This is a genomic window from Sediminibacillus massiliensis, from assembly GCF_900156915.1.
GTDB lineage: Bacteria > Bacillota > Bacilli > Bacillales > Amphibacillaceae > Sediminibacillus_A > Sediminibacillus_A massiliensis.
Genome location: NZ_LT732535.1, coordinates 3,003,079 through 3,024,504 on the forward strand (window position 1 = coordinate 3,003,079; position 21,426 = coordinate 3,024,504).

General features: G+C 43.9%; 23 protein-coding genes. 18 read left to right on the forward strand and 5 right to left on the reverse strand.

The features are described from left to right. Window positions 1–129 precede the first annotated feature (129 nt). From cydD to CZ434_RS15700, 3 genes are all read left to right on the forward strand, one after another. Window positions 130–1,860 carry a thiol reductant ABC exporter subunit CydD gene (gene cydD, locus CZ434_RS15690; protein WP_077624013.1) on the forward strand — a complete coding sequence of 577 codons (1,731 nt, stop codon included), beginning with the start codon at window positions 130–132 and terminating at the stop codon, window positions 1,858–1,860. After that, on the forward strand, window positions 1,857–3,581 hold the full coding sequence (gene cydC, locus CZ434_RS15695) for a thiol reductant ABC exporter subunit CydC (protein WP_077624014.1): 1,725 nt from the start codon (window positions 1,857–1,859) through the stop codon (window positions 3,579–3,581). Before cydD ends, cydC begins: the two co-directional genes overlap by 4 nt. 85 nt (window positions 3,582–3,666) lie before the next feature. Beyond that, a complete protein-coding gene (locus CZ434_RS15700) occupies window positions 3,667–3,954 on the forward strand; it encodes a hypothetical protein (protein ID WP_077624015.1) in 288 nt (95 codons plus the stop codon). Window positions 3,955–3,964: 10 nt separating this feature from the next. On the opposite strand, the gene CZ434_RS15705 is transcribed toward CZ434_RS15700, so the two are convergent. Next, a complete protein-coding gene (locus tag CZ434_RS15705) occupies window positions 3,965–4,945 on the reverse strand; it encodes a DMT family transporter (protein WP_077624016.1) in 981 nt (326 codons plus the stop codon). A 79-nt stretch (window positions 4,946–5,024) separates the two neighbouring features. Between CZ434_RS15705 and CZ434_RS15710 the strand changes: the two genes are divergently transcribed. The 3 genes from CZ434_RS15710 to CZ434_RS15720 are packed head-to-tail and all read left to right on the forward strand — an operon-like array spanning window position 5,025 to window position 7,642. Next, window positions 5,025–5,912, forward strand: coding sequence for a serine hydrolase (locus CZ434_RS15710; RefSeq protein WP_179107290.1), 888 nt, complete (start codon window positions 5,025–5,027; stop codon window positions 5,910–5,912). A 24-nt stretch (window positions 5,913–5,936) separates the two neighbouring features. Next, window positions 5,937–6,977 carry a DmpA family aminopeptidase gene (locus CZ434_RS15715; RefSeq protein ID WP_077624018.1) on the forward strand — a complete coding sequence of 347 codons (1,041 nt, stop codon included), beginning with the start codon at window positions 5,937–5,939 and terminating at the stop codon, window positions 6,975–6,977. Between the two features lie 41 nt (window positions 6,978–7,018). Beyond that, window positions 7,019–7,642, forward strand: a complete 624-nt coding sequence (locus tag CZ434_RS15720; protein ID WP_077624019.1) for a class I SAM-dependent methyltransferase — start codon at window positions 7,019–7,021, stop codon at window positions 7,640–7,642. A 204-nt stretch (window positions 7,643–7,846) separates the two neighbouring features. On the opposite strand, the gene CZ434_RS15725 is transcribed toward CZ434_RS15720, so the two are convergent. After that, the gene (locus tag CZ434_RS15725; RefSeq protein ID WP_077624020.1) at window positions 7,847–8,614 is read right to left on the reverse strand and encodes an SDR family oxidoreductase; all 768 of its coding nucleotides are present in this window, start codon (window positions 8,612–8,614) and stop codon (window positions 7,847–7,849) included. Window positions 8,615–8,762: 148 nt separating this feature from the next. Next, complete coding sequence (locus tag CZ434_RS15730; RefSeq protein WP_077624021.1) at window positions 8,763–8,963, reverse strand: cold-shock protein; 201 nt, start codon at window positions 8,961–8,963, stop codon at window positions 8,763–8,765. Between the two features lie 301 nt (window positions 8,964–9,264). Here CZ434_RS15730 and CZ434_RS15735 point away from each other — a divergent pair, with 301 nt between their 5' ends. Further along, a complete protein-coding gene (locus CZ434_RS15735) occupies window positions 9,265–11,460 on the forward strand; it encodes an FUSC family protein (protein WP_077624022.1) in 2,196 nt (731 codons plus the stop codon). Window positions 11,461–11,484: 24 nt separating this feature from the next. Here the strand turns inward: CZ434_RS15735 and CZ434_RS15740 are convergent, their stop codons facing one another. Both CZ434_RS15740 and CZ434_RS15745 read right to left on the reverse strand, forming a co-directional pair. Then, window positions 11,485–12,423: a cation diffusion facilitator family transporter gene (locus tag CZ434_RS15740; RefSeq protein WP_077624023.1), complete on the reverse strand. Its 939-nt coding sequence runs from the start codon at window positions 12,421–12,423 to the stop codon at window positions 11,485–11,487. A gap of 36 nt (window positions 12,424–12,459) precedes the next feature. Next, window positions 12,460–12,765 carry an ArsR/SmtB family transcription factor gene (locus CZ434_RS15745; protein WP_077625213.1) on the reverse strand — a complete coding sequence of 102 codons (306 nt, stop codon included), beginning with the start codon at window positions 12,763–12,765 and terminating at the stop codon, window positions 12,460–12,462. A gap of 283 nt (window positions 12,766–13,048) precedes the next feature. Between CZ434_RS15745 and CZ434_RS15750 the strand changes: the two genes are divergently transcribed. The 11 genes from CZ434_RS15750 to CZ434_RS15800 are packed head-to-tail and all read left to right on the forward strand — an operon-like array spanning window position 13,049 to window position 21,418. Continuing rightward, a complete protein-coding gene (locus CZ434_RS15750) occupies window positions 13,049–14,089 on the forward strand; it encodes a pepsin/retropepsin-like aspartic protease family protein (RefSeq protein WP_077625214.1) in 1,041 nt (346 codons plus the stop codon). Further along, on the forward strand, window positions 14,076–16,244 hold the full coding sequence (locus CZ434_RS15755) for a molybdopterin oxidoreductase family protein (protein ID WP_077624024.1): 2,169 nt from the start codon (window positions 14,076–14,078) through the stop codon (window positions 16,242–16,244). Before CZ434_RS15750 ends, CZ434_RS15755 begins: the two co-directional genes overlap by 14 nt. Before the next feature lies 1 nt (window position 16,245). After that, window positions 16,246–16,806 carry a 4Fe-4S dicluster domain-containing protein gene (locus tag CZ434_RS15760; RefSeq protein ID WP_077624025.1) on the forward strand — a complete coding sequence of 187 codons (561 nt, stop codon included), beginning with the start codon at window positions 16,246–16,248 and terminating at the stop codon, window positions 16,804–16,806. 25 nt (window positions 16,807–16,831) lie between these two features. Next, a complete protein-coding gene (locus tag CZ434_RS15765) occupies window positions 16,832–17,356 on the forward strand; it encodes a QcrA and Rieske domain-containing protein (protein WP_077624026.1) in 525 nt (174 codons plus the stop codon). Then, window positions 17,346–17,549: a hypothetical protein gene (locus CZ434_RS15770; RefSeq protein ID WP_077624027.1), complete on the forward strand. Its 204-nt coding sequence runs from the start codon at window positions 17,346–17,348 to the stop codon at window positions 17,547–17,549. The genes CZ434_RS15765 and CZ434_RS15770 overlap by 11 nt, the downstream gene beginning before the upstream one ends. Beyond that, window positions 17,542–17,856 carry a hypothetical protein gene (locus CZ434_RS15775; RefSeq protein WP_245831001.1) on the forward strand — a complete coding sequence of 105 codons (315 nt, stop codon included), beginning with the start codon at window positions 17,542–17,544 and terminating at the stop codon, window positions 17,854–17,856. The genes CZ434_RS15770 and CZ434_RS15775 overlap by 8 nt, the downstream gene beginning before the upstream one ends. Beyond that, the gene (locus CZ434_RS15780) at window positions 17,843–18,121 is read left to right on the forward strand and encodes a hypothetical protein (protein WP_245831002.1); all 279 of its coding nucleotides are present in this window, start codon (window positions 17,843–17,845) and stop codon (window positions 18,119–18,121) included. Before CZ434_RS15775 ends, CZ434_RS15780 begins: the two co-directional genes overlap by 14 nt. 1 nt (window position 18,122) lies before the next feature. Next, window positions 18,123–19,628: a nitrate/nitrite transporter gene (locus CZ434_RS15785; RefSeq protein WP_077624029.1), complete on the forward strand. Its 1,506-nt coding sequence runs from the start codon at window positions 18,123–18,125 to the stop codon at window positions 19,626–19,628. A 17-nt stretch (window positions 19,629–19,645) separates the two neighbouring features. Beyond that, complete coding sequence (locus CZ434_RS15790; protein WP_077624030.1) at window positions 19,646–20,302, forward strand: sensor histidine kinase; 657 nt, start codon at window positions 19,646–19,648, stop codon at window positions 20,300–20,302. Window positions 20,303–20,313: 11 nt separating this feature from the next. Then, window positions 20,314–20,967 (forward strand): response regulator, encoded by a 654-nt coding sequence (locus tag CZ434_RS15795; protein ID WP_077624031.1) that lies wholly within the window; start codon window positions 20,314–20,316, stop codon window positions 20,965–20,967. Beyond that, window positions 20,957–21,418 carry a GAF domain-containing protein gene (locus CZ434_RS15800; RefSeq protein WP_143262138.1) on the forward strand — a complete coding sequence of 154 codons (462 nt, stop codon included), beginning with the start codon at window positions 20,957–20,959 and terminating at the stop codon, window positions 21,416–21,418. Before CZ434_RS15795 ends, CZ434_RS15800 begins: the two co-directional genes overlap by 11 nt. Window positions 21,419–21,426: the final 8 nt, after the last annotated feature.

The window sequence follows — 21,426 nt, forward strand, 5'->3', positions numbered from 1 at the left end:
TTTGCCAGGATCCTCCTGGACACTTTCCTGATAAACTGTCAGCCAAGCATTCCATGGTCAAATCTTTTATAATGAAGGCATCTAAAGGCATCATCATGTCAAACAAGTGGTTAGGAGCGTAAAGCGTATATGAATCAGCTTTTGAAAATGGCTTTTAAACAGAAAGCGAGTATGATTTTGCTTATTGTATCGGCTTTTCTGAAAGGGTTCATTATCATCGGCCAAGCCTATTTTTTCGTCATCGTCATAGACCGTGCTTTTTTGAAAGGCGAGGCCTTCGATGCTCTTGTTCCTTCTTTAGCCATACTGGCGGCAATTTTACTGACCAGAGCGGTTATCACTTATTTAAATGGCTGGATCGGAGCTGAAATGTCGGCAAGAGCCAAAGCGGAATTGCGGGAGTCTCTTTTCTCCCGGTATTCCGCCATTCCTGTTCAGGCTGCTCTTAAAGGGCAGTCGGGAAAGAAAGTAAGTGTCATAATGGATGCTGTCGATGGGGTCGATAGTTATTTCAGCCAGTATATTCCCCAGATGATCCAAGCTGCCGTTATACCGATTATGTTGTTGGTAGTTGTATTTTCTCAACATGTTTATTCCGGGTTGATAATAGTCATTACTGCTCCTTTCATTCCCTTTTTCATGATAATGATCGGAATAAAAACGAAAAAGAAATCAGAGGAACAGCTGGATAAGCTGGCGGCATTTGCCGGTAAGTTTGTAGACACGCTCCAAGGTTTGATCACCCTGAAATTATATGGCAAAGCCAAACAGCAAAAAGAAGCAATCCGAACCAGCAGTTATCAGTTTCGGGACACAACGATGGAAGTGTTGAGGATAGCATTTGTATCTTCCCTGATGCTCGAGTTCATTTCCATGCTCAGTATCGGACTCGTTGCTCTGGAAATTGCAATCAGGCTGGTCGTATTTCAGAGTCTGACCTTTTTCACCGCTTTTTTCATCCTTGTACTGGTACCCGAGTTTTATTCCTTGCTGAAGGAAATGGGAAGCGCCTTTCATACGGGCAGGACCAGCATGGGGGCAGCCAATAAAGTGCTGGATGAACTGAAAATACCGGCAAGAGATGTTAACTGGGGACATAATCGTCTGCCCGGTCAAGCACCCCCGGAAATTGAACTGAAAAGCACAAGCTTCCAATATGAAGAGGATGGTTTTAGCCTATCTGATATTCAAGCAGTTTTCGAGCCGTACAGTCAGGCAGCCATCATAGGCAGGAGCGGGTCAGGGAAAACAACGTTACTCCACTTGATTGCCGGGCTTATTAGACCGTCGGAAGGGGAAGTGATCATTAGTGGAAAAGGGCAGTCAGAATGGATGGAAGAAGACTGGTTTAGTAAGATAACGTACATTTCGCAACAGCCTTATCTTTTTTCAGGAACCATCGCAGATAATATAGCGATAACCGGTACGGGAATCCCTTCCATGGAAAGAGTGAAAGAGGCAGCGGAAAAAGCCGGTCTCTCAGAGCTCATTCAGTCGCTGAAAGACGGGTACGAAACACGAATCGGTGAAGCAGGAAGGGGCCTTTCCGGAGGGGAAAAACAGCGTATAGCTGTGGCAAGGGCTTTCTATAAAAATCCTTCGGTCGTCTTATTTGATGAACCGACAACAGGTCTTGACCTTAGGACGGAGCAAATAGTACAGGATGCCATCCATGAACTGGCTCAGGGGGCAACAATTATTACGGTAGCCCATCGCCTTCATACGATTAAAAATGCCGATAAGATTCTCTTCCTTGAAAATGGCAGACTGAAAGGGTGCGGTAATCATCATGAATTAATGGAAAAGGTGAAGGAGTATCAATCGATGGTCAATGTACAGCAAGGAGAGGAGACGGGATGAAGGATTTAGCTTTTATAATCAACCAGATGCTCGCAGAAAAGAAGGATATTGTCTATTCCATTCTATTCGGGTTTATTGCTGGTATCGCAGCTGTAGGGCTCTTTGCAGCGAGTGGCTATTTAATCTCCAAAGCAGCTTTTGCTCCGCCTTTATATGCTCTCACGGTGACAGTCGCTGTCGTCAAACTTCTTGGGTTTGTCAGAGCCCTGGCCAGATATGCAGAACGTTACTTTTCTCACAGGGCTACTTTTACCATCCTAGGTAACCTCCGAGTCTCTTTTTATGAAAAACTGGAGCCGATAGCACCGAGAGTTTTTCAGCGTTATCGGGTCGGGGATCTTCTTTCCAGAGTAGTAGGGGATGTAGAAAGCTTGCAGGATTTGTTTTTGAGAGTGCTTTATCCACCTATTGTCCTGGTAATTGTCTTTCTAAGTACGATTGTCTTCACCTCCTTTTACTCCATTTATGTTGCTTTATTGTTGTTGACAGGCCTTTTTTTAACAGGGTTTATCATCCCTACCTTGGTGATGGTGCTTCGGAAAAGACAGGTCGAGCATGTTAGGGAACACAGGTCAGTATTGTCAGCGGAAGTGGCGGAATTTTTTCAGGGGTTCAGAGATTTGAAGATTTACCGAAAGCTAGAAACAAAGGAGCAAAATCTGGAACAGCTGGCTAATGCATATGTTCAGGAACAGAAAAAAGAAAAAAAACAAGCGGCGCTCAGCGAATCACTCAACACATTTGTTTCCATGGGGATATCGTGGGCCGTACTCGCCTTGGGAAGTTACCTTGTAATTGGGGGGCAGTTGGAGGGGATATTACTTGCTATGCTGGTTATGATTTCGCTTACTGTGTTTGAAAACGCCGCACCTATGGCGGTCCTGCCGAATTATTTGGAAGATAACCGGCGGGCGGCAACACGGTTGTTCTCAGTAGTCGAAGGAGAAAGTCAAAGACAGCCCGAATTTTATATAGAGAGCCCTTTTACAACGGGTAAGGGGCCATCGGTCGAACTGAAAAATGTATCGTTTACTTATCCTGGAGAAACACGCCAAACGCTGATCGGTTTATCTTTAAGATTAGAAGCGGCATCCAAAACGGCGATTGTCGGACCGAGCGGGTCTGGAAAATCTACTCTAGCAGAGCTGCTATTGAAGTTCGGGACAGCTGATCATGGGGAAATTCAATTAAATGGAGAGCCGATAGAACAAATCAAGGAAGAAGATATTTGGGATTTCACCAATGTCGTCTTGCAAGAAAACCATTATTTCTATGGCACAGTAAAAGAGAACCTTCTGATGCCGGATATGGTTGACACCAATGAAGAAAAACTTGCTGATCTATTAACATTGGTTGGCTTGGAATATATCGATTTGAACGATATGGTTTATGAAAAAGGGGAAAACCTGTCAGGGGGAGAAAAACAGCGCCTAGCAATGGTGCGGGCATTGCTGAAGGACAAACCTTTTTGGCTTTTGGATGAGCCGACCTCTTCTGTCGACGCATTGACAGAGAAGCGGATTTTTGACCATTTGTTCCATCATATGAAGGGAAAGACATTAATCCTGATCAGTCATCGTTTAACAGGATTGGAGAAAATGAATCAAATCCTTGTCATGGACCAGGGGCGCATTATCGAATCTGGTTCTTATGAACAGCTCATGAATCGGAAAGGATATTTTTATAAGATGAAACAGATTGAAAAAAATGTGTTTATGTAAATCGCAAGGGCAATCCCAGGAATAGTGGGAAGCTGCCCTTGTTGATCAAACGTTTGTTCAATAAACTCGTTAAAGGAGGAAAAGTATGTCACTGATTGCCTCCCATCCCTATATAAAAGTGGAAAGGCATGTAACAGGACTAGAACAAAAACAAATAGAGCATGAACGGTATATCCATCTGTATCGGGACAAAGTGGTCACGAAATATCATGAATTCCCGCTATCCCAAGTGATGGACATGTCGTACAGGTCGATTGGAAATAAGGGAGGTCTCCTTTATCTCCATACAAATAAAGGAGTATACACCTATCCAGTCAAATCCACGCCCCGGAAGTTTATCGATTCCTTTAAGTTGGTTAATGAAGGCTATTGAAAGCTGCTGCTCATTTGACTTTTTTATACTGAAGCTGACGGTTGTGAACCCGAATCAGGTTATTGGTATAAAAGCTGTGAAGAACCATGCCAATGATGATAAACAGCAACCCTGCGAGTGCCCAATAATTTGGTAGTGGACTGGATAGCAACATCACTTCCCCGGCAATTACAAACAATACCTGGGTGGACTGGGTTGCTTCTACAGATGCCAGGCGTTCCTGGTGCTCTCTCACTCTGTCTGTAGCGATAAAAAACAAAGTAGTTGCTATGACACCTGAACAAACCGCCACGATGAAGGACTGGAACACCTGGCTTGAAGACGGTGAACCGGCCTGTATGAATCCGAACGTCCCTATGATGATCCAAAAGGGAAGGCTTGCTAAAGTCATACCGAAAACGCGCTGGAATGTATCCAGCCTCCCGCCGCAGACTTCCATCATTTTCCGGTTCCCGAGCGGATACGCGAAAGCGGCAATGGTGACGGGCAGGACGCCGACAGCCAATTCTTGTATTTGGAAACCGTCAGCCTTTTGCAACTGGATGAGCGCCACCCCGAATAATATAATCAAGGAAAGCGACAGTGCCTTCAATGGTACTTTCTTTCTGACTGCTTTCGGTCCTGCCGGTGTTTGGATCATTTCATGGAATAAAGGTGTCACTAGAATTCCGGCAATAATCGTCAGCTGCCATGTGCCTGCTACAAGCCATCCCGGCCCGTAAGAGGCAGCAAAGGTCAATGGGGCGTAGAATAACCCAAATCCAACCGAGCTCCAGACAAGCCATTGCAGAGGCTTTCTGGCCATTTCAATGAATACTTGTTTCATGTTTTGTCTTACCAGTACAATAAGCAATAAAAAAGGAACCATAAATAAAAACCTCAAAGAAGAACTCCACAACCAGCTTCCGCCATCAAGTTCCATTGAACGGTTCAAAATGAACGTAACCGCAAAAAACATGGATGCAATGATACCAATAATTATTTCTTTCATGTCTACACTCCTCAGAATTTTCCGAATAGAAAGTCATCTATATTTATTATATATTAATTATTAAGGGAGATGGGAAATGATGTCTTTACAAATGAAATTAGAGCAAACACTGGAAAGGATAGAAGGTGAAGTAGGGGTGACCGTGGAACATCTTCAAACAGGCGAGCATGCTTCCATAAATGGTGACCGTCTATATCAAACGGCCAGTACTATAAAAGTACCGATTTTATGTGCGTTATATAAACTGGCGGAACAGGGATTGATTGGTTTGGAAGAAAGGGTGCGAATAGAAAATGAGGACTTTGTCCCGGGTTCGGGCGTTCTCCAGGAAATGCAGCCGGGACTGGAAGTAACCGTAAAGGACCTTGCCACCTTGATGATTGTGGTAAGTGACAACCTGGCTACAGACAAACTACTGACCATGATTGGAATGGAGAAAGTGGAAGGATTCATGAGAAGCCAGAGCCTGCAGAGCACATTTGTCCGGCAATCCATTTGGGAGTTGCTTTGCCTGTCTGTTGGAATGAGTCCAGGTGCACGTCAATCCGCCGACTATATAGAATTGGAGAGAAGGCTTACATACGAAGAAGTTGACCAGAGCAGCAAAGTCTATCAGCGTGATGTGAAAGATAATAATCTCATGTCCCCGAACGACATGGCGCATCTCCTGCGGAAAATAACCGACCATGAAGGTCTTGCTGCCGATTCTTGTAATCAAATCCTTGATATCATGTCAAGACAGCACTTTCAAAATAGAATTGGCGGGGAACTGCCACCGCAAGTTAAAGTGGCAAGCAAATCCGGTTCCCTTTTTCAGGTCGCCAATGATGTCGGGATTGTCTATCTGCCGGACGGATCATATACAATCAGTGTATTCACAACCGGCATTCAGCCAAAGGAACAAGACAATGCCATTGCCAGTATTAGCAAAGTCGTATTCGATCATTTCACAAACAGTCAGCCATGATTTTTCCAATAGGGGGATAAAGAATTGCAGAACAGAATAAGGGATTTTGGTGTGAAAATAGGCAACCTTGAACCAGGAAGCCAGAACAAAATAACAGATGTACAAGGTGTTGCAGTCGGACATTCAACCGTCCGTAATGGAGATATAAACACAGGTGTCACTTCTATTATTCCGCATCAGAGGAATATCTTTGAAAACAAAGTGACGGGTGCATCCTATGTCGTGAACGGATTTGGAAAGACTGCCGGACTGGTTCAACTTGACGAACTAGGAGTGATCGAAACACCTATCCTACTAACAAATACTTTTGGAGTCGGTCAATGCATGACGAGTCTCGTAAGATATATGCTAGATGAAAATGAGCAAATCGGGAGGACGACGGGGACCATCAACCCGATAGTGGGAGAGTGTAATGATATGTTTCTCAATGATATCAGGTCACTTGCTGTCAGAGAAGAACACGTGATAGAGGCGTTGAGAACGGCGACTTTCGATTTTGAGGAAGGAGGAGTTGGTGCAGGTACAGGAATGAAGTGTTTCGGATTGAAAGGCGGGATTGGTTCTGCGTCGAGAAAGATTCCGCTTTCTTATGGGAACTATACACTTGGGGTACTCGTGCTTTCCAATTTTGGCAGCATGGAGAACTTTATTTTAAATGGAGACCAGGTGGGCCGAAGATTAGTCCGGAAATTCTCAAAAGCTATAGATGAGCAAGACAAAGGATCGATTATGATCATCGTTGCAACAGATCTGCCTGTTAGTTCACGCCAAATGAAGCGCATTATCAAACGTTCAGGGGCCGGCCTGGCGAGAACTGGTTCCATTTTCGGAAATGGCAGTGGAGACATCGTCATTGGTTTTTCGACTGCCAACCAGATCAAACATGATCAGGGCGAACTCCAGTCTTTGCAGATGCTGCCGGAAGATGATATCGACCAGGCTTTTATGGCTTCTGTGGAAGCGACAGAAGAAGCGATACTAAATTCCATGGTAACGGCAGAAACCACTGTTGGCAGAAATGGAAATACGCTTTACTCTTTAAAAGAATTTATTGAGGAAGTTTAAAAGGAGTGAAGAATAAGATGTTTTAAATGACGAGGTGAAAAATGGACAATCGTTGGAATGAAATAATATATAAAATTTGGTCCCCTATGTATGATAGTTTTTTTAATTCAGGGAAGTTTCTAGAAGCTCGTAAAAAAATATTTCAAGGGAATAAGTTTGAAGAAAATAATAATATACTTTTTGTCGGTGTAGGAACAGGGGCTGATTTGGAACTAATCGATCGTAAAGATTTAAATATTACAGCAATAGACTACTCTAATGAAATGCTTGAAAAGGCAAAAGCTAAATTCAAAGATTCTTCGATACAGTTTTTAAAAATGGATGCTCAAAAAATGAGTTTTAATGTTAATCAATTTGATGTTGTAGTAGGAAGTCTTGTTTTAACGGTTGTTCCTGACGCAGATAAATGTATAAAAGAGATGATTAGAGTTTTAAAACCAAATGGGAAGATTATTATTTTTGATAAATTTTTACCTAAAGAGAAGAAACTTTCTCCTTTGAAGAAATCGATTAGACCTTTAATCAAGTTACTAGGTACTGATATCGGTATAAGCTTTGAGAGATTGTATGAGAAAAACAAAGAGTCTGTATCTATTCATGAAGATACACCCATAATGTTTAACGGTATGTATAGAAAGATAATCATAAGCAAAATAAATTCTTAAAATTCTTCAAATAAGGGGAGCGTTGGTTAAAGGAGACAATAAAAAGAAACGCTCTGGATTTAAAAATTCCTGAGCGTTTTTCAGTGCTGATTATATTGTGTTTTTACTTGTTTATTCGGTAGCTAAATCTATTGTTTTTTTACCGTCCATTTGTAATTTTTTACAAAAAGAGAACCCGTTACTATTGATACCTTTTAAATGATATTAGTCGAGAAAATCAGGATTGTTAGTCTGGAAGTTGCTCCAGGCTTTTTCCGTCCTTGTACGGATTTCATCCATGGAAGCATGCAGCCTGGCTTCGGAATCGCCGTAGCCGATCTCTACATCGCCTTTCAGCAAACGTGCGAAAACAGAGTCGGCAAAATCTTGCAGCGGGGCCCCGAAGGTATGCAGCCCTGTTCCTCCTAAATCGGTATTGACTGCAGGCGGGAGGATTTCTGCGACATGTATCCCTGTTTCTGCCAACTGGAGCCGGAGGGATACTGTGAAAGAGTGCAGTGCTGCCTTGGTTGCACTATAGACCGGTACCCAGGCTCCTGGAGTAAGTGCAAGTCCAGAGGAAACATTGATGATGGCCGGATTTGGCTGGTTGGCAAGGAAGGGTGCGAACAGCATCGATAGGTGGATTGGCCCATCCACGTTAATGGAAATCTCTTTATCGAACTTTTTCCAATTATCGCCTTCCTGCATCAGATTGGATCTTTGCTGGATCCCTGCATTATTTATCAGCATGTTAAGCTTTGGAAAGTTGGTTTTAACCCATTCAAATAAGTCGAGGCGTTCCTTCTCCTGGCTGACATCACAGACACGAGTATGTAAACGTGGAAACTTTGATTTTGCCTCTTCCAACTTCTCCTTCCGTCTCCCGACGATAATTACTTCGTTGTCATTGTTTAAAAACCTTTCTGCCAATGCTAAGCCGATCCCGGCTGAACCACCTGTGATTATAACGATATTATGATCAGATTCCATCTTTTTTCTCCTCCTTGTGTAATAGTGCCTTTAGTATGCACAATTAATGATTAGAAATAAAGAATGGCAGGTTGTAACGAAAACAGTTGAGTTGACGGCAACAAAAAAAGGCCTTCCCTGGTCGGGAAGAACCTTTTGTTTAAGTCAGTTACGCTTTTACAACGTTAGCTGCTTGTGGTCCACGGTTGCCTTCTTCGATATCGAAAGAAACTTGTTGACCTTCGTCTAATGTTTTGAAACCTTCGCCTTGAATTGCAGAGAAGTGAACGAATACGTCGTCTCCACCTTCAACTTCGATGAAACCGAAACCTTTGTCTGCGTTGAACCATTTTACTGTACCATTATTCATGTGTATTCCTCCAAGTGCATTTAGCACATAATATTACTATTCTTGCCCTACATAATCGTTCAAGACGATAATCACTTAAAAGTTTTTTCTTCTTTCATTACAATCATATACCGAACAACAATAATTAATTTGATTATAGCATGCCCGACAAGAGAAAGATACCCTTTTCTATATTTTTTTTATTTGTTTTTGAAAAGTAAGGGGAGCTATACCGCTTATTAGTCGACGAAAGTCTGTCACCATAGTATCATTTTTTACAGAAGGAATCTTTCTTATTTATACAGCAAAGGTTGATGGAATCATGAAGCACTTACAAATAAAGTATCATTGGATTGGAAGATTGATTGCTTCTGATCCAGGGAGAAAAAGATTACAGCAGGCAGGGAAAGCAACCCTTAGTCTGATTTCGGCGGTTTTCACGATGCTGTTTATTTTGCGTGCAAGCGGCTCCGATTTGCTGACTCCTGCTATTATTTCCGGAATGGCCGGCATGATGGCAATAATGGCTGTAATGGACGATACAGAGAAAGAAAAAAAGGTAACAACCATCTTAATGGCAGTCTCCGCCTCGGTGGGTATTACGGTAGGATCGTTATTGGGAGGAAACCCTTATTATGTTGGAACCCTGATGGTTCTGGTTATTTTTAGTGCTTTTTACTTTTCCAGATTCGGTAGCAGGTATTTTTCTCTTGGCATGATTGCATTTTTCACTGTTTATATATCATCCTTTTTAATGCTGGACCCAACCCAATTTCCATGGTTTTATCTTGGAGCGGTAATTGGAATCAGCTATGCCTTCTTATACAATTTTCTTCTATTCAAAAATTCCGCCCAGATTCTGAATAAAAGTATGCGTTCTTTCCACATACAGGCAAACCTTACCTTCAATCTGATCATCCGTATGATTCAGGAAGGTGAAGTGGATGAAAAGTGGAAGAAGATATTGGATAAGAATGTTGATCTTCTCGGAGATTATGCCCGGAACGTATCAGGTGATTTAAACGAGGAAGATGTAGATAAAGTCTGGCCGGGTTTATCGGTTTCACAAATCAGACTCTATGTATTCGATGCAGCGATGTTGGTTCAAACGCTGGCGGACTCTGTGCAAAGGCTGAAGAAAGCGGATGCCTTTCAAACCCATGAAATAAGAAGGCTGCTTGTCTGGATCATTCAATCTTTACGGGATGTGGAAGTGCTTGCCCCGGATTATAAACAACAGAATTTATTGGAAGCGGAAAAAGCCATTCAAACGACCAGGCTGGCGCTTGGGGAGCTTTTAAATGAAGGTAACAGACCCGGCGGATGGTTGTACTTGATCCGCCGAATTGAATCGATTGCCAACCATGTCATTGAAGCGGCATTTCGCATTCAGCAGTCACTTACCGAATTTAAGCCGGAAGACAGGGCGCAAGTTAAAGAGAATATCGAAGAAGTGAACGAAGAGACAGAGGACAAGGAACGTGGCCTGAAGCCCACAACCAAAAAGGCATATCAGGCCCTTGTCGCCGGGACGATTTCCATCATCGTTGGTTATATCATTTCACCTATTCAGCCATACTGGGTCATCCTGACTGCATTTATTGTTTTATTAGGAACAGAGTTGGTAGGCCGGACATACGTAAAGGGATTTCAGCGTTCTGTAGGAACTATTTTCGGAGCGATTATCGGTTTCGGGCTGGCAAATGGCTTGTCAGGTCAGTCCGCTTTGGAAGTGGTCTTGATTTTTCTAGTCGTGTTCCTGGCCTTCTACCTGTTCACGGTTTCCTATACGCTGATGAGCTTGTTCATCACCATGTTGATCGCATTTATGTACGATATATTGTTGGGTGGCATTAGTATACAGCTGATGGGTGCTCGAGTTTTGGATACTATTGCCGGGGCGGCCATCGCTTTTGGTGTATCAGCGGTTGTCCTGCCAAAGAGAACAAAAGACAGGGTGGCAGATGCTATTGATGAATATCTGGCAGAGCTCAGTTCTTATGTAACAATATACGTACGCAGTTTCCGGGAAGAGGTAAATGTAAAAGAACTTTCAGATAATGCTTTTGAGATGGACAAGAAGCTTCAAATTATGAGGGACCAGGCACACCCGCTCCTTCAGCAGCCGGGTCTACTGTTTCGGTCAGATGTCCCTAACTCTATTGCCATATTTTCGGCAATAAATTATTATGCCAAGCATCTGGTTGCCTCTTCCTATCAGAAAAACTTCGAATATCCGGAAGAATTAAATGAGGACCTAGAACAAATGGAACAGGTTTTGGGACATAATATCGGCGTACTCAGAGCCTTGATTAACGGGGAGAATACCTCGGGGACTCTTTACAAGCTTGAACGGCACCGAGAGAGGATCGAAAAGCTAGCCCCTGGCAGGCAGGAAGCGAAAGGAGATTTGATCCATCATTTGTATTATGTGTGGAAAGTGAACCAATCGCTAGTCCATCTCGGTGAAGGGCTTGGTGCAACATCTGAAATTGATAAAAAAGAGAAACAGGAGTAAGGGCTGGCGCCCCTGCTCCTGTTTTTAATGTTGGTGGTTATGGTCTGTGTGTTCATTCTGGCACATGAGGGAGTCCTCGTGGGGGTGATCCTTGTTTTCCATTTGAACCGTGACATGCCCGATGCCTTTATGTTCTAATTCGTGTTCAATCAATCGGAGTAACCTCTGGCTGTCGTGAATCGACAGCTCGCCGCTCACGACAGCGTGGCATGACATGGCATTTTGGCCGCTGGTTATGCTCCATACATGCAAGTCGTGAATACCGCATATTTCCGGGATGTTTTCGATGGTACGGATGATATCATCCAATTCGATATTCTTTGGGGTTCCTTCCATCAATACGTGAACAGCATCCTTCGTTACACGCCAACCGCTTATCAGTACGAGGATGGCAACGATGACACTTGCCAAAGGATCTGCCCATCCCCACTGGAAGAACATAATCAGCAATGCTGCAACGACAGCGCCGACAGATCCTAACAAATCGCCCACCACATGCAGGAATGCAGCTCTCAGATTAAGATTTTCCTCTGTATCTCCTTTCAGGAGGATCCACGCAACGACTATATTGACAACTAATCCAATTATCCCGATCGATAGCATCCCAATGGAGGCCACTTCCGGCGGATCGATAAAACGGTGATAAGCTTCATAAAAAATATATAAAGAAATCAAGGTAAGGGTCACACCGTTGAATAATGCCGCTAGTATCTCAAACCGTTTATACCCATAAGTCTTGCTGTAATTCGCCACCTTTTCACCCAGTACAAATGCCAGGACGCCCACCCCTAATGAAACGGAATCGCTTAACATGTGCCCCGCATCCGACAAAAGTGCCAGACTGTTAGTAAGAAAACCGCCGACAGCTTCGATCACCATGTACCCGGTCGTAATAAAGAAACTGATCAACAAGGCTTTTTTGTTTGCTCCATGTGCATGGTTATGATCATGTCCATGTCCCATTTGCATCTCTCCTTCCATTATCCGAACTTAGCTTTATCATGTATGCAGTGCATGTTGAATTGTCTGGTTCAACACGGTCATTACATGTTCGTCATCATGTGAATAGTAAATAGTGGTCCCTTCCCTTCTGTTCTTTACCAGCCGGAGGTTTTTTAAAAAGCGAAGCTGATGGGACACGGTCGATTGACGCAGCTTCAGTGTTTCAGCTATATCATTTACGGAGTATTCTTGATTGAACAACAAATGAAGAATCTTGATCCGGGTGGGATCGCCTAATGCCTTAAAGGTTTGGGAAACGATGAACAATGTTTCTTCATCAAGTTCTTCATACTTATCTTCCATATCCATTAGATTACCTCCAATTATGGTTCGTTATTTTGTCTATATGCTTATATTAACATATGTTCATATAAGCAAAAAGTTCCCTGCGAAATAATAATAGGGGAATTTCCCCCGAAAGATGAGGAACTTCCCCGATACAGAAAGAGAGCAAGGGTTTCTATAATAGAAATATGAATTGGCATACAAAAGAAAATTGCCTTAAGGAGTCGTTCAAATGGAAGATATCAGGATAAAAGAACCGATCAGAGAACCACTGAAAGAGCCGGAGAAAACAAAGAATACCATCAACAACGCTTTTGCTTCCCATTTTGCTAAATCCATGTTCGTGGCTGTAAGTGCATTGGTCATCTTGTCGTTTATCGGTACGAGAATGTTTACACATGTCGATTTGAATCTTTATGGATATATGATAGGAACTTTAGTGTTTCTGGGCGGTTTTTTCTACCGCTTCATTGCGTGGGGAGAAAGACCACCGACAAAGATTATGATCAAAAAAGGAATCAAATTATTGTTTCGTAAATCAACCCCAAAAACATCGGTCAATCACTTGGCTACCTATAAATTTATTTGGAATCGGGGAATTTACCGATGGGCACAGCACATGATGATTGGCTGGGGATGTATCATTTCCTGCTTTGTCACCTTTCCACTTGTGTTTGGGTGGATGTATTTCACCATGGAAGAGGGCGGCTACTACACCATTGTCGGCATGGGGATCGACATCATGACAGTTCCTGCCGATGGCATCATCGCTTTTTTCTCTTACAATGCTTTGAATTTCAGTGCACTCATGGTTATTACCGGGGTGTGTATGGCGCTATACCGTCGTTTGAAAAACCTGCAGGCAAGAGCCGAACAGCAATTCATGTATGACTTCTTGCCATTGTATCTTTTGCTTTTTATCAGTATTACCGGCTTGGCGTTGACTTTTATCAATGTATTTCTACACGGAGCAGGACATTATGCGATGTCCTTGATTCATCAATATTCCGTGATTATCACACTGATTTATCTGCCTTTCGGAAAGCTTGCCCATATCCCTTTCCGTCCGTTGAGTGTTTTCGCCAGGAATTATCGCGAACATTATGCAAAAAAATCAACGAAAACCTGCAAAGTATGCGGGGAAGGCTTTGTATCAACAGAACAATCCAATGATGTTATCGACGTTTTAGGTGTAAACAATCTTGAGTTTCAAATGAAGGAAGGCTTTCATTTAGCTGAATTGTGTCTCCCTTGCCGCAGGAAATACCGCATTTCCAAGTTTTCGGGATTCGCAACACATGAAGTACCTGTCAAGGAGGCAAATCAGAATGCAAAGGGATAAATTTTTTAAGGAAATAGAAAATGTGAACCATCCGAATGAAAAACTGATCAAAACGCATTGCAGCTATTGTGGAATGCAGTGCGGAATGAACTTAAGGGTGAATACACTGACAAACAAAATCGTCGGGGTGGAACCGAGATATGACTGGCCGGTTACCGTCGGCAAAATGTGTCCAAAAGGCGTGACGGCTTACCAGCAGACAAATCACAAGGATCGTATCCTGCGCCCGTTAATCCGCGAGGACGCTTCATTGAAAGGGACAAAGGAAGGTTTCCGGGAGGCCAGCTGGGAGGAGGCTTACCAGTTAATTGCAGAGAAATTCGGGGAGATGCAAGCAAACTACGGTAAGGACAGCTTGTCTGTTTTCAGTGGAGTTTCCATGACAAATGAAAAATGTTACCTGACTGGCAAATTCGCAAGAGTAGCTCTTGGCACACGGTATATCGATTATAACGGCAGGTTCTGTATGTCCAGCGCTGCAGGTGGTTTTTTGAGAACCTTCGGTGTGGATAGAGGATCAACACTCCCTTGGACAGACATTCATGAAACAGATTGCTTGTTTATAGCAGGAAGCAATACAGCGGAGTGCCACCCGACATCCATGTTCCGTGTGTGGGCCGTACAGGAGCGGGGAGGTTATTTAATTGTAGCGGATCCGCGTGAAACCCCTGTTGCAAGAAGAGCAGACGTTCATTTGGACCTTCGCCCCGGGACCGACTTGGCTTTGGCTAATGGAATCTTACATTTACTTATAAAAAATGGCCATACAGATGAGGAGTTTATCGCCCAACATACGAATGGTTTTGCTGAGATGAAAGAGTTAGTGGAAGACTTTACACCGGAGGTTACCAGCATGCTGACAGGCGTTGCGGTGGAAAAGATTGAACGGGCTGCAGAAATCTATGGAAAAGCGCCGAACGCTGTGGTGATGTTTGCCAGGGGAATCGAACAGCAGCACAAAGGTGTAGATAATGTTTCTGCCTATTGCAATATGGCGTTGGTCACCGGGAAAATCGGCCGGCCAAAAGCGGGTGTTGCCACTTTTACCGGCCAAGGAAATGGCCAGGGGGGCAGGGAACATGGCCAGAAGTCGGACTTGTTGCCGGGTTACCGGAAAATTACCAACCCGGAGGCCGTAAAAGCGGTCAGTCAGGTATGGGGAATCGATCCGGAAGATATGCCTCAACCGGGCGTTTCTGCTTACGAAATGTTTGAGCTGATGGAAAAAAAGACCATCCGCGGGCTTTATCTGCTTTGTTCGAATCCAGCGGTGTCGGCACCGAACCTGAATTTTGTCAAGAAAGCTCTGAAACAGCTGGATTTCATGGTGTGCGCTGATTTCTATATGTCAGAATCTGCTGAGTTTGCAGATGTCATTCTCCCTTCTGTTACATGGTCCGAAGATGAAGGGACAGTAACGAACTTGGAGGGCAGGATTATCAAGATCAACAAAGCACAGGAACCGATTGGCGAATCTAAGCCTGATTGGCTTATGCAAGTGGAATTGGCAGAGATATTGGGCAAAGGAAAACACTTTTCGCACTTGAAGACTGCCAGGGATGTTGCAGAAGAATTCCGGCTGGCCTCTAAGGGCGGGAATGCCGATTACTACGGAGCAACCTGGGATAAAATCGATGACCAAGATGGCGTATTCTGGCCATGCCGGGATGAAAAGGATAAAGGGACACCGCATATGTTCCTGGACAAAAAGTTCTATCATCCAGATGGAAAGGCGAAAATATGCGCCCTTCCATACCGTCCGCCGGCAGAGGAGCCATGCGATGAATATCCTCTCCGGCTGACCACCGGCCGTGTCGTGTACCATTATTTATCCGGCAATCAGACAAGAAGGATTCAATTCTTGCGCGATATGTGCCCGGATCCATATGTGGAAGTTCACCCACGTACCGCCGAAAGTTATGGGATAGCACATGAGGAAGTAGTCAGATTGTTCACGAGGCGTGGGAAAAGTGACTATAAGGTGAAAATCACGGAGGCTATCCGGGAGGACACGGTGTTTGTTCCTTACCATTTCGGTCATGAACAATCTATCAATCTACTAACGATTCCCGCACTTGATCCTATCTCGAGGATGCCTGAATTCAAGGCTTGTGCAGCTCAGATCGAGAAACTGAATACCGGGAAGGTGCTTTAATATGCAGAAGAAATTATACATCGAATTGGAAAATTGTATCGGGTGCCGTTCTTGCCTTGCCGCATGTACGCAGTGCGGCGGCCATGAACAGCGGAATCGAAACTACGTGTATGACGTAAACCCGCTTGTCAGCCGGCAGACAATGCCGCTTATGTGTCTTCATTGCGTCGATCCAGCCTGCGCGCGCAGCTGTCCAGCGCAGGCTATCCAAATTCATGAAACAGGGGCGGTGCTCTCTGCCTTGGTAGAAAAATGCATCGGGTGCCAGAATTGTACGATTGCCTGTCCATATGGGATTCCTAAATTTGATGAAGAAGAAAACCTGATGTATAAGTGCGATCTTTGTATTGACCGGACGAAAGACAATATACCGCCTATGTGTGCAAGTGTATGTCCTTCGAATACATTGCAATGGTTGACAGAAGAAGAAATTGAACAGAAAAAACAAAGCCATAATGCAGGAAACGACAAATGGTTTACAAGCACGCCATTCCTTGAAGGAGAAACCAATGTGACGGTAAATCTTCCGGGGATATTACAGGGTACGGCTAAACTGTTTTAAGGTTTGTTTAAGGGAGGATATCACAATGACGGATCGAAACACTCAGGTACTGCACAAGGATGACAATTATACACACAATATCCATAGAAATAATGAACGTTCACTCGATAGACGTGGTTTTATGAAAACATTGGCAGGAGCGGCTGGGGTATTCGCGGTTGCATCCCTGCCATGGGGCACGCTTGCAGCGAAAGAATTGATGGGGCTGGCCGACAAAGAATACCCACATCAAAAAGTTGTCGATATAAAAGACATAGCCATCGGCGATTCGGTGGAATTTCACTTTCCGAGTGAACACGATAGTGCGGTGCTGATACGGTTGGATAAAAACAAATTTGTCGCTTACCAAAACGCGTGCACTCACCTTCGCTGCCCGGTCTACTGGGTAAAAGAAGAGAAAGAGATGGTCTGTCCATGCCATCACGGTAAATTTGATGTTCATACCGGCGCACCGACGGCAGGTCCGCCAAGACGTCCGCTGCCGGAAATTATTGTAGAAGTGCAGAACGGTGCTGTATATGCAGTCAGGGTGAAACGCTATGAAGCGTGAGTATGTGGGAGTTATCGGGCTTTGTGTTGTTTTGATGTTGAATATCATCTTGACCCAGTTAATCGTCCACCAATATTTTTATGAGAATTATTCCGCCGTGCTTATTTATACGTGCTTCAATATCGTCTTATTTCCTATCGGTGTTTTCATCTATAAACACGAAGTACAAAGGGGGCGCCGCATTCATGATTAAGAGTGAAACATACTTGGATTTTTGCTTTATTACCGAAAAGACAGGGGAATTGGCTGTCGAGGTCAAGACGATGTTCGAACAACTATTTCAAAATGAACGCCTCCATTGGTACTTGGATGTGAAAGAGAAGATAGGAGCGGAAATAGTTGTCGCAGAGGTGAAGGGGATGAGCAACTGGAAATCCGAACAAGAAGTAATCGACTATCTGGAAGAACACGCAAGCGAGAAATTTTGGACCATCCTTCAAGGGTACCAGTTTCAGGTTCTACCAGTCATGAAAGGGTGCCGTCCTAGTGGAAGCCGTTAAAATGATTGACTTAGAAAAATTCGTAGCTGAACCTGTTGAGTTGTGCATTTATGGGAAAGAAGGGGAAGACAGGGCTCCGGCGGTGAAAAGGAAAATTTTCAAACTGGCATTTTGCCCTGACAACACCCATATCCGCATTTATTTTGATAAACATTTCTTTATCGCAGTACCCTTGACCGGTTCTGTTTACCAGAATGGGCAGGAATGGACTGCATATGACGAAAAGTCAGCGTTATATTACTCTATTAAGAAAGAGGGAAAATGACATGTACAAGAAAGTACAACTCCCACTTCAGACTCTCAACCTTGTGGTAGGTTTTATGGTGTGGGTTCTGCTGTCATCCTTGCTGTCCTTTATCCTGGATGATATCTCCATCACTTCCCAGCAGGCAGCATGGGTAACGGCAATACCGGTGATTTTAGGCTCGATACTCCGGATTCCGATGGGGTATCTGACTAATCTCTTCGGGGCCAGGATGATTTTTATGATCAGTTTCATCCTATTGATTCCTCCGGTCTATTATCTTAGTATCGCAGATTCGTTAGCCGATTTGCTTATAGGGGGATTATTTATCGGGATCGGCGGTGCCGTTTTTTCTGTGGGGGTCACATCACTTCCGAAGTACTACAGCAAAGAAAAACACGGATTTGTGAATGGTATATACGGTGCCGGGAATATCGGTACGGCAATCACGGCGTTTGCCGCCCCTGTAATAGCGGCTGCCATCGGCTGGTCGGCAACGATTCAATTGTATATGATTCTGCTGGGACTATTCATTGTGGCCAATTTCTTCCTTGGCGATAAACAAGAAGTGAAAGTCCAAACACCTCTCTTGCAGCAAATGAAAGGTGTCTATAAAAATGAAAAGTTATGGCTGTTTTGTTTGTTTTACTTTATTACGTTCGGTTCGTTTGTTGCTTTCACCGTTTACCTTCCCAATTTCCTTGTAGCCAATTTCGGCTTAGATAAGGTAGATGCTGGTTTGCGGACAGCCGGATTCATTGCTGTGGCCACCTTTTTGCGGCCTGTCGGAGGCTGGCTGGCTGATCGCTTCCAATCCTTGATCATTCTTATGTTTGTCTTTGGCGGATTTACTGTTGCCGCGATGTTGTTGTCATTTGCTCCTTCAATCACTCTTTATACAGTCGGGTGTATGACAATAGCAATCGCTGCAGGAATCGGCAATGGGGTTATTTTCAAACTTGTCCCAATGTACTTCCATAAACAGGCGGGCATAGCGAACGGAATTGTAGCTGCAATGGGCGGATTGGGTGGCTTTTTTCCTCCGTTGATTTTATCTTCCCTCTACAGTTTGACGGGGCATTATGCCATCGGATTTATGGCTTTGTCGCAAGTGGCATTGGCCAGTTTGATACTTGTTATATGGATGTACTATCAAGATAAACTTACCTTGTCACACCAAGTGATGGAAACGACACCACTTGGAATGATGGTGACGGATAAATATGGTAGAATTGTCACCATAAATCCAGCCTTTACGGACCTTACCGGATATTCGCTGCAGGAAACAGTAGGGAATAACCCGAACATGCTTAGTTCCGGGCGACAATCCAAAGATTTTTACCGCCATATGTGGGATAAATTAAACAGGGACGGTTTCTGGCAAGGGGAAATATGGAATAAACGGAAAGACGGGAAGCATTATTTGGAGTGGCTGACAATCAATGCGATCAAAGATGATGCCGGGGAGACAATCCAATATGCCGGTGTGTTCACTGACATAACAGAGAGCAAGACGAAAAGCGTATAAATCAAAGGAGGATACCCATGGAGCTTAAAGCTGAAAACCATGTCAGTACCTATATCATTCAGTCGCAAGAAGAGGAAATCAAGCGGATTTCACTTGAGCTCCATGAAGGTATAAACCAAAACCTGTATAGTTTGTCGGCTGGAATCGAGGTACTGCAATCTGGAATCGAACAGCCGTATTTGAAAGAATACGCGCAACAGTTGTCCGAACTGTTGAATCGGACTATTCAGGAAGTCAGATTGTTGTCGGTCGAATTGTATCCAAATACGCTGACCACTTTGGGTTTGAATGCAGCAATCAAAAGTTATGCTAAATTGTTCACAACTACTTTCGGTGTGCTTGTCCATGTCAGCACCACTGGAATCGAGCATATCATGATGGAACAAAAGAGCATGGCCGTGTTCCGTTCTTGCCAGGAGGCTTTGTTGAATATTGCCAAATATGCCGATGTAAGTGAAGCCGTTGTTCAAATTGAATGGAAGGAACGTTCCTTGAGCGTAGAGATAAAGGACGCCGGAACTGGTTTTGATCTTCAGGATGCAAAAAACCAAGACAGGTTAATGGGGATAGCTGCAATGAAACAGAGGCTGCGTATCGCAGGAGGGGATTGCCTAATATCTTCTGAAGCAGGCAAAGGTACAAGGGTTCTCCTTGAATTGCCAATCCAGGGATAGGAGGAGTATAAGTGATTAGAATACTGTTAGTGGATGATCATGCAGTAGTACGAATGGGGTTGAAAGTGCTTCTGAACGCCGTGACGGACATGGAAGTGGTAGGAGAGGCGTCGGAAGGTAATGAAGGTATAGAAAAAGCTGTGGAAACAAATCCTGATCTCGTTTTAATGGATTTGAGCATGCCTCATGGGAAAGATGGGTTATCTGCAACGTCAGAATTAAAAAAGCGGCTTCCTGATACGAATATCTTAATTCTCACGATGCATGATGATGAAGAGTATTTATTCCGTGCCATTCAAGCAGGTGCATCAGGCTGTGTCCTAAAAAGCGCCCCGCATCAGGAGTTGATTGATGCAATCACTTCTGTTTGCAACGGAAATGCCTATCTTCATCCTGCAGCACAAAGAAGATTGATGGATGAATATCTTGGGAATTTAAAAAACGATAACTCAGATGAATACCAGTTATTGTCAGACAGGGAAAAAGAAGTACTGACATTGATAGCCAAAGGTTACGCAAATAAAGACATAGCCGAACAGCTGGTGATCAGTGTCAAGACAGTGGAAACCCATAAAAGCAACCTGATGGAAAAGCTGCAGATGCGGACCAGACCTGAATTGGTTTCCTATGCATTGAAAAAAGGACTGCTTGGCTATGGGCTGTGACAACCGTAAAGCAGCAAAGTCTTTTCTATCAGAATGCGAGCAACTGAGGGAGAGTACCGCTTGTGATTTCGTAGGGGTAGCGTTGCAAAAATATGATGAATTGGATGTAATCTGGCCATTTGTCCATGGTAATAGTAATGAAAAATATAAATATATTACCGTCCGTTACGGAAAAGGAATTGCCGGTAAGGTAATAGCAACTAGCGGTATAATGACCATAGAACGTTTCCCGGAAGACATAATCGGAAAATCTACAGATTATCCGATTATGCTTGCTGAACGGATGGTTGCCGCTATGGCAAGTCCGCTTTTGTGGAAGGGAATTCCGAAGGGGGCTGTATTGATAGGGTATCGCCAGAATCATATCTTTACAGATAACGAAGGTGAAAAACTTCTGAAGGCCACCAGGAAGATGGAGACATTGCTGCCGGTTTATTTTGGCCGGGACTAGGAGGAGAG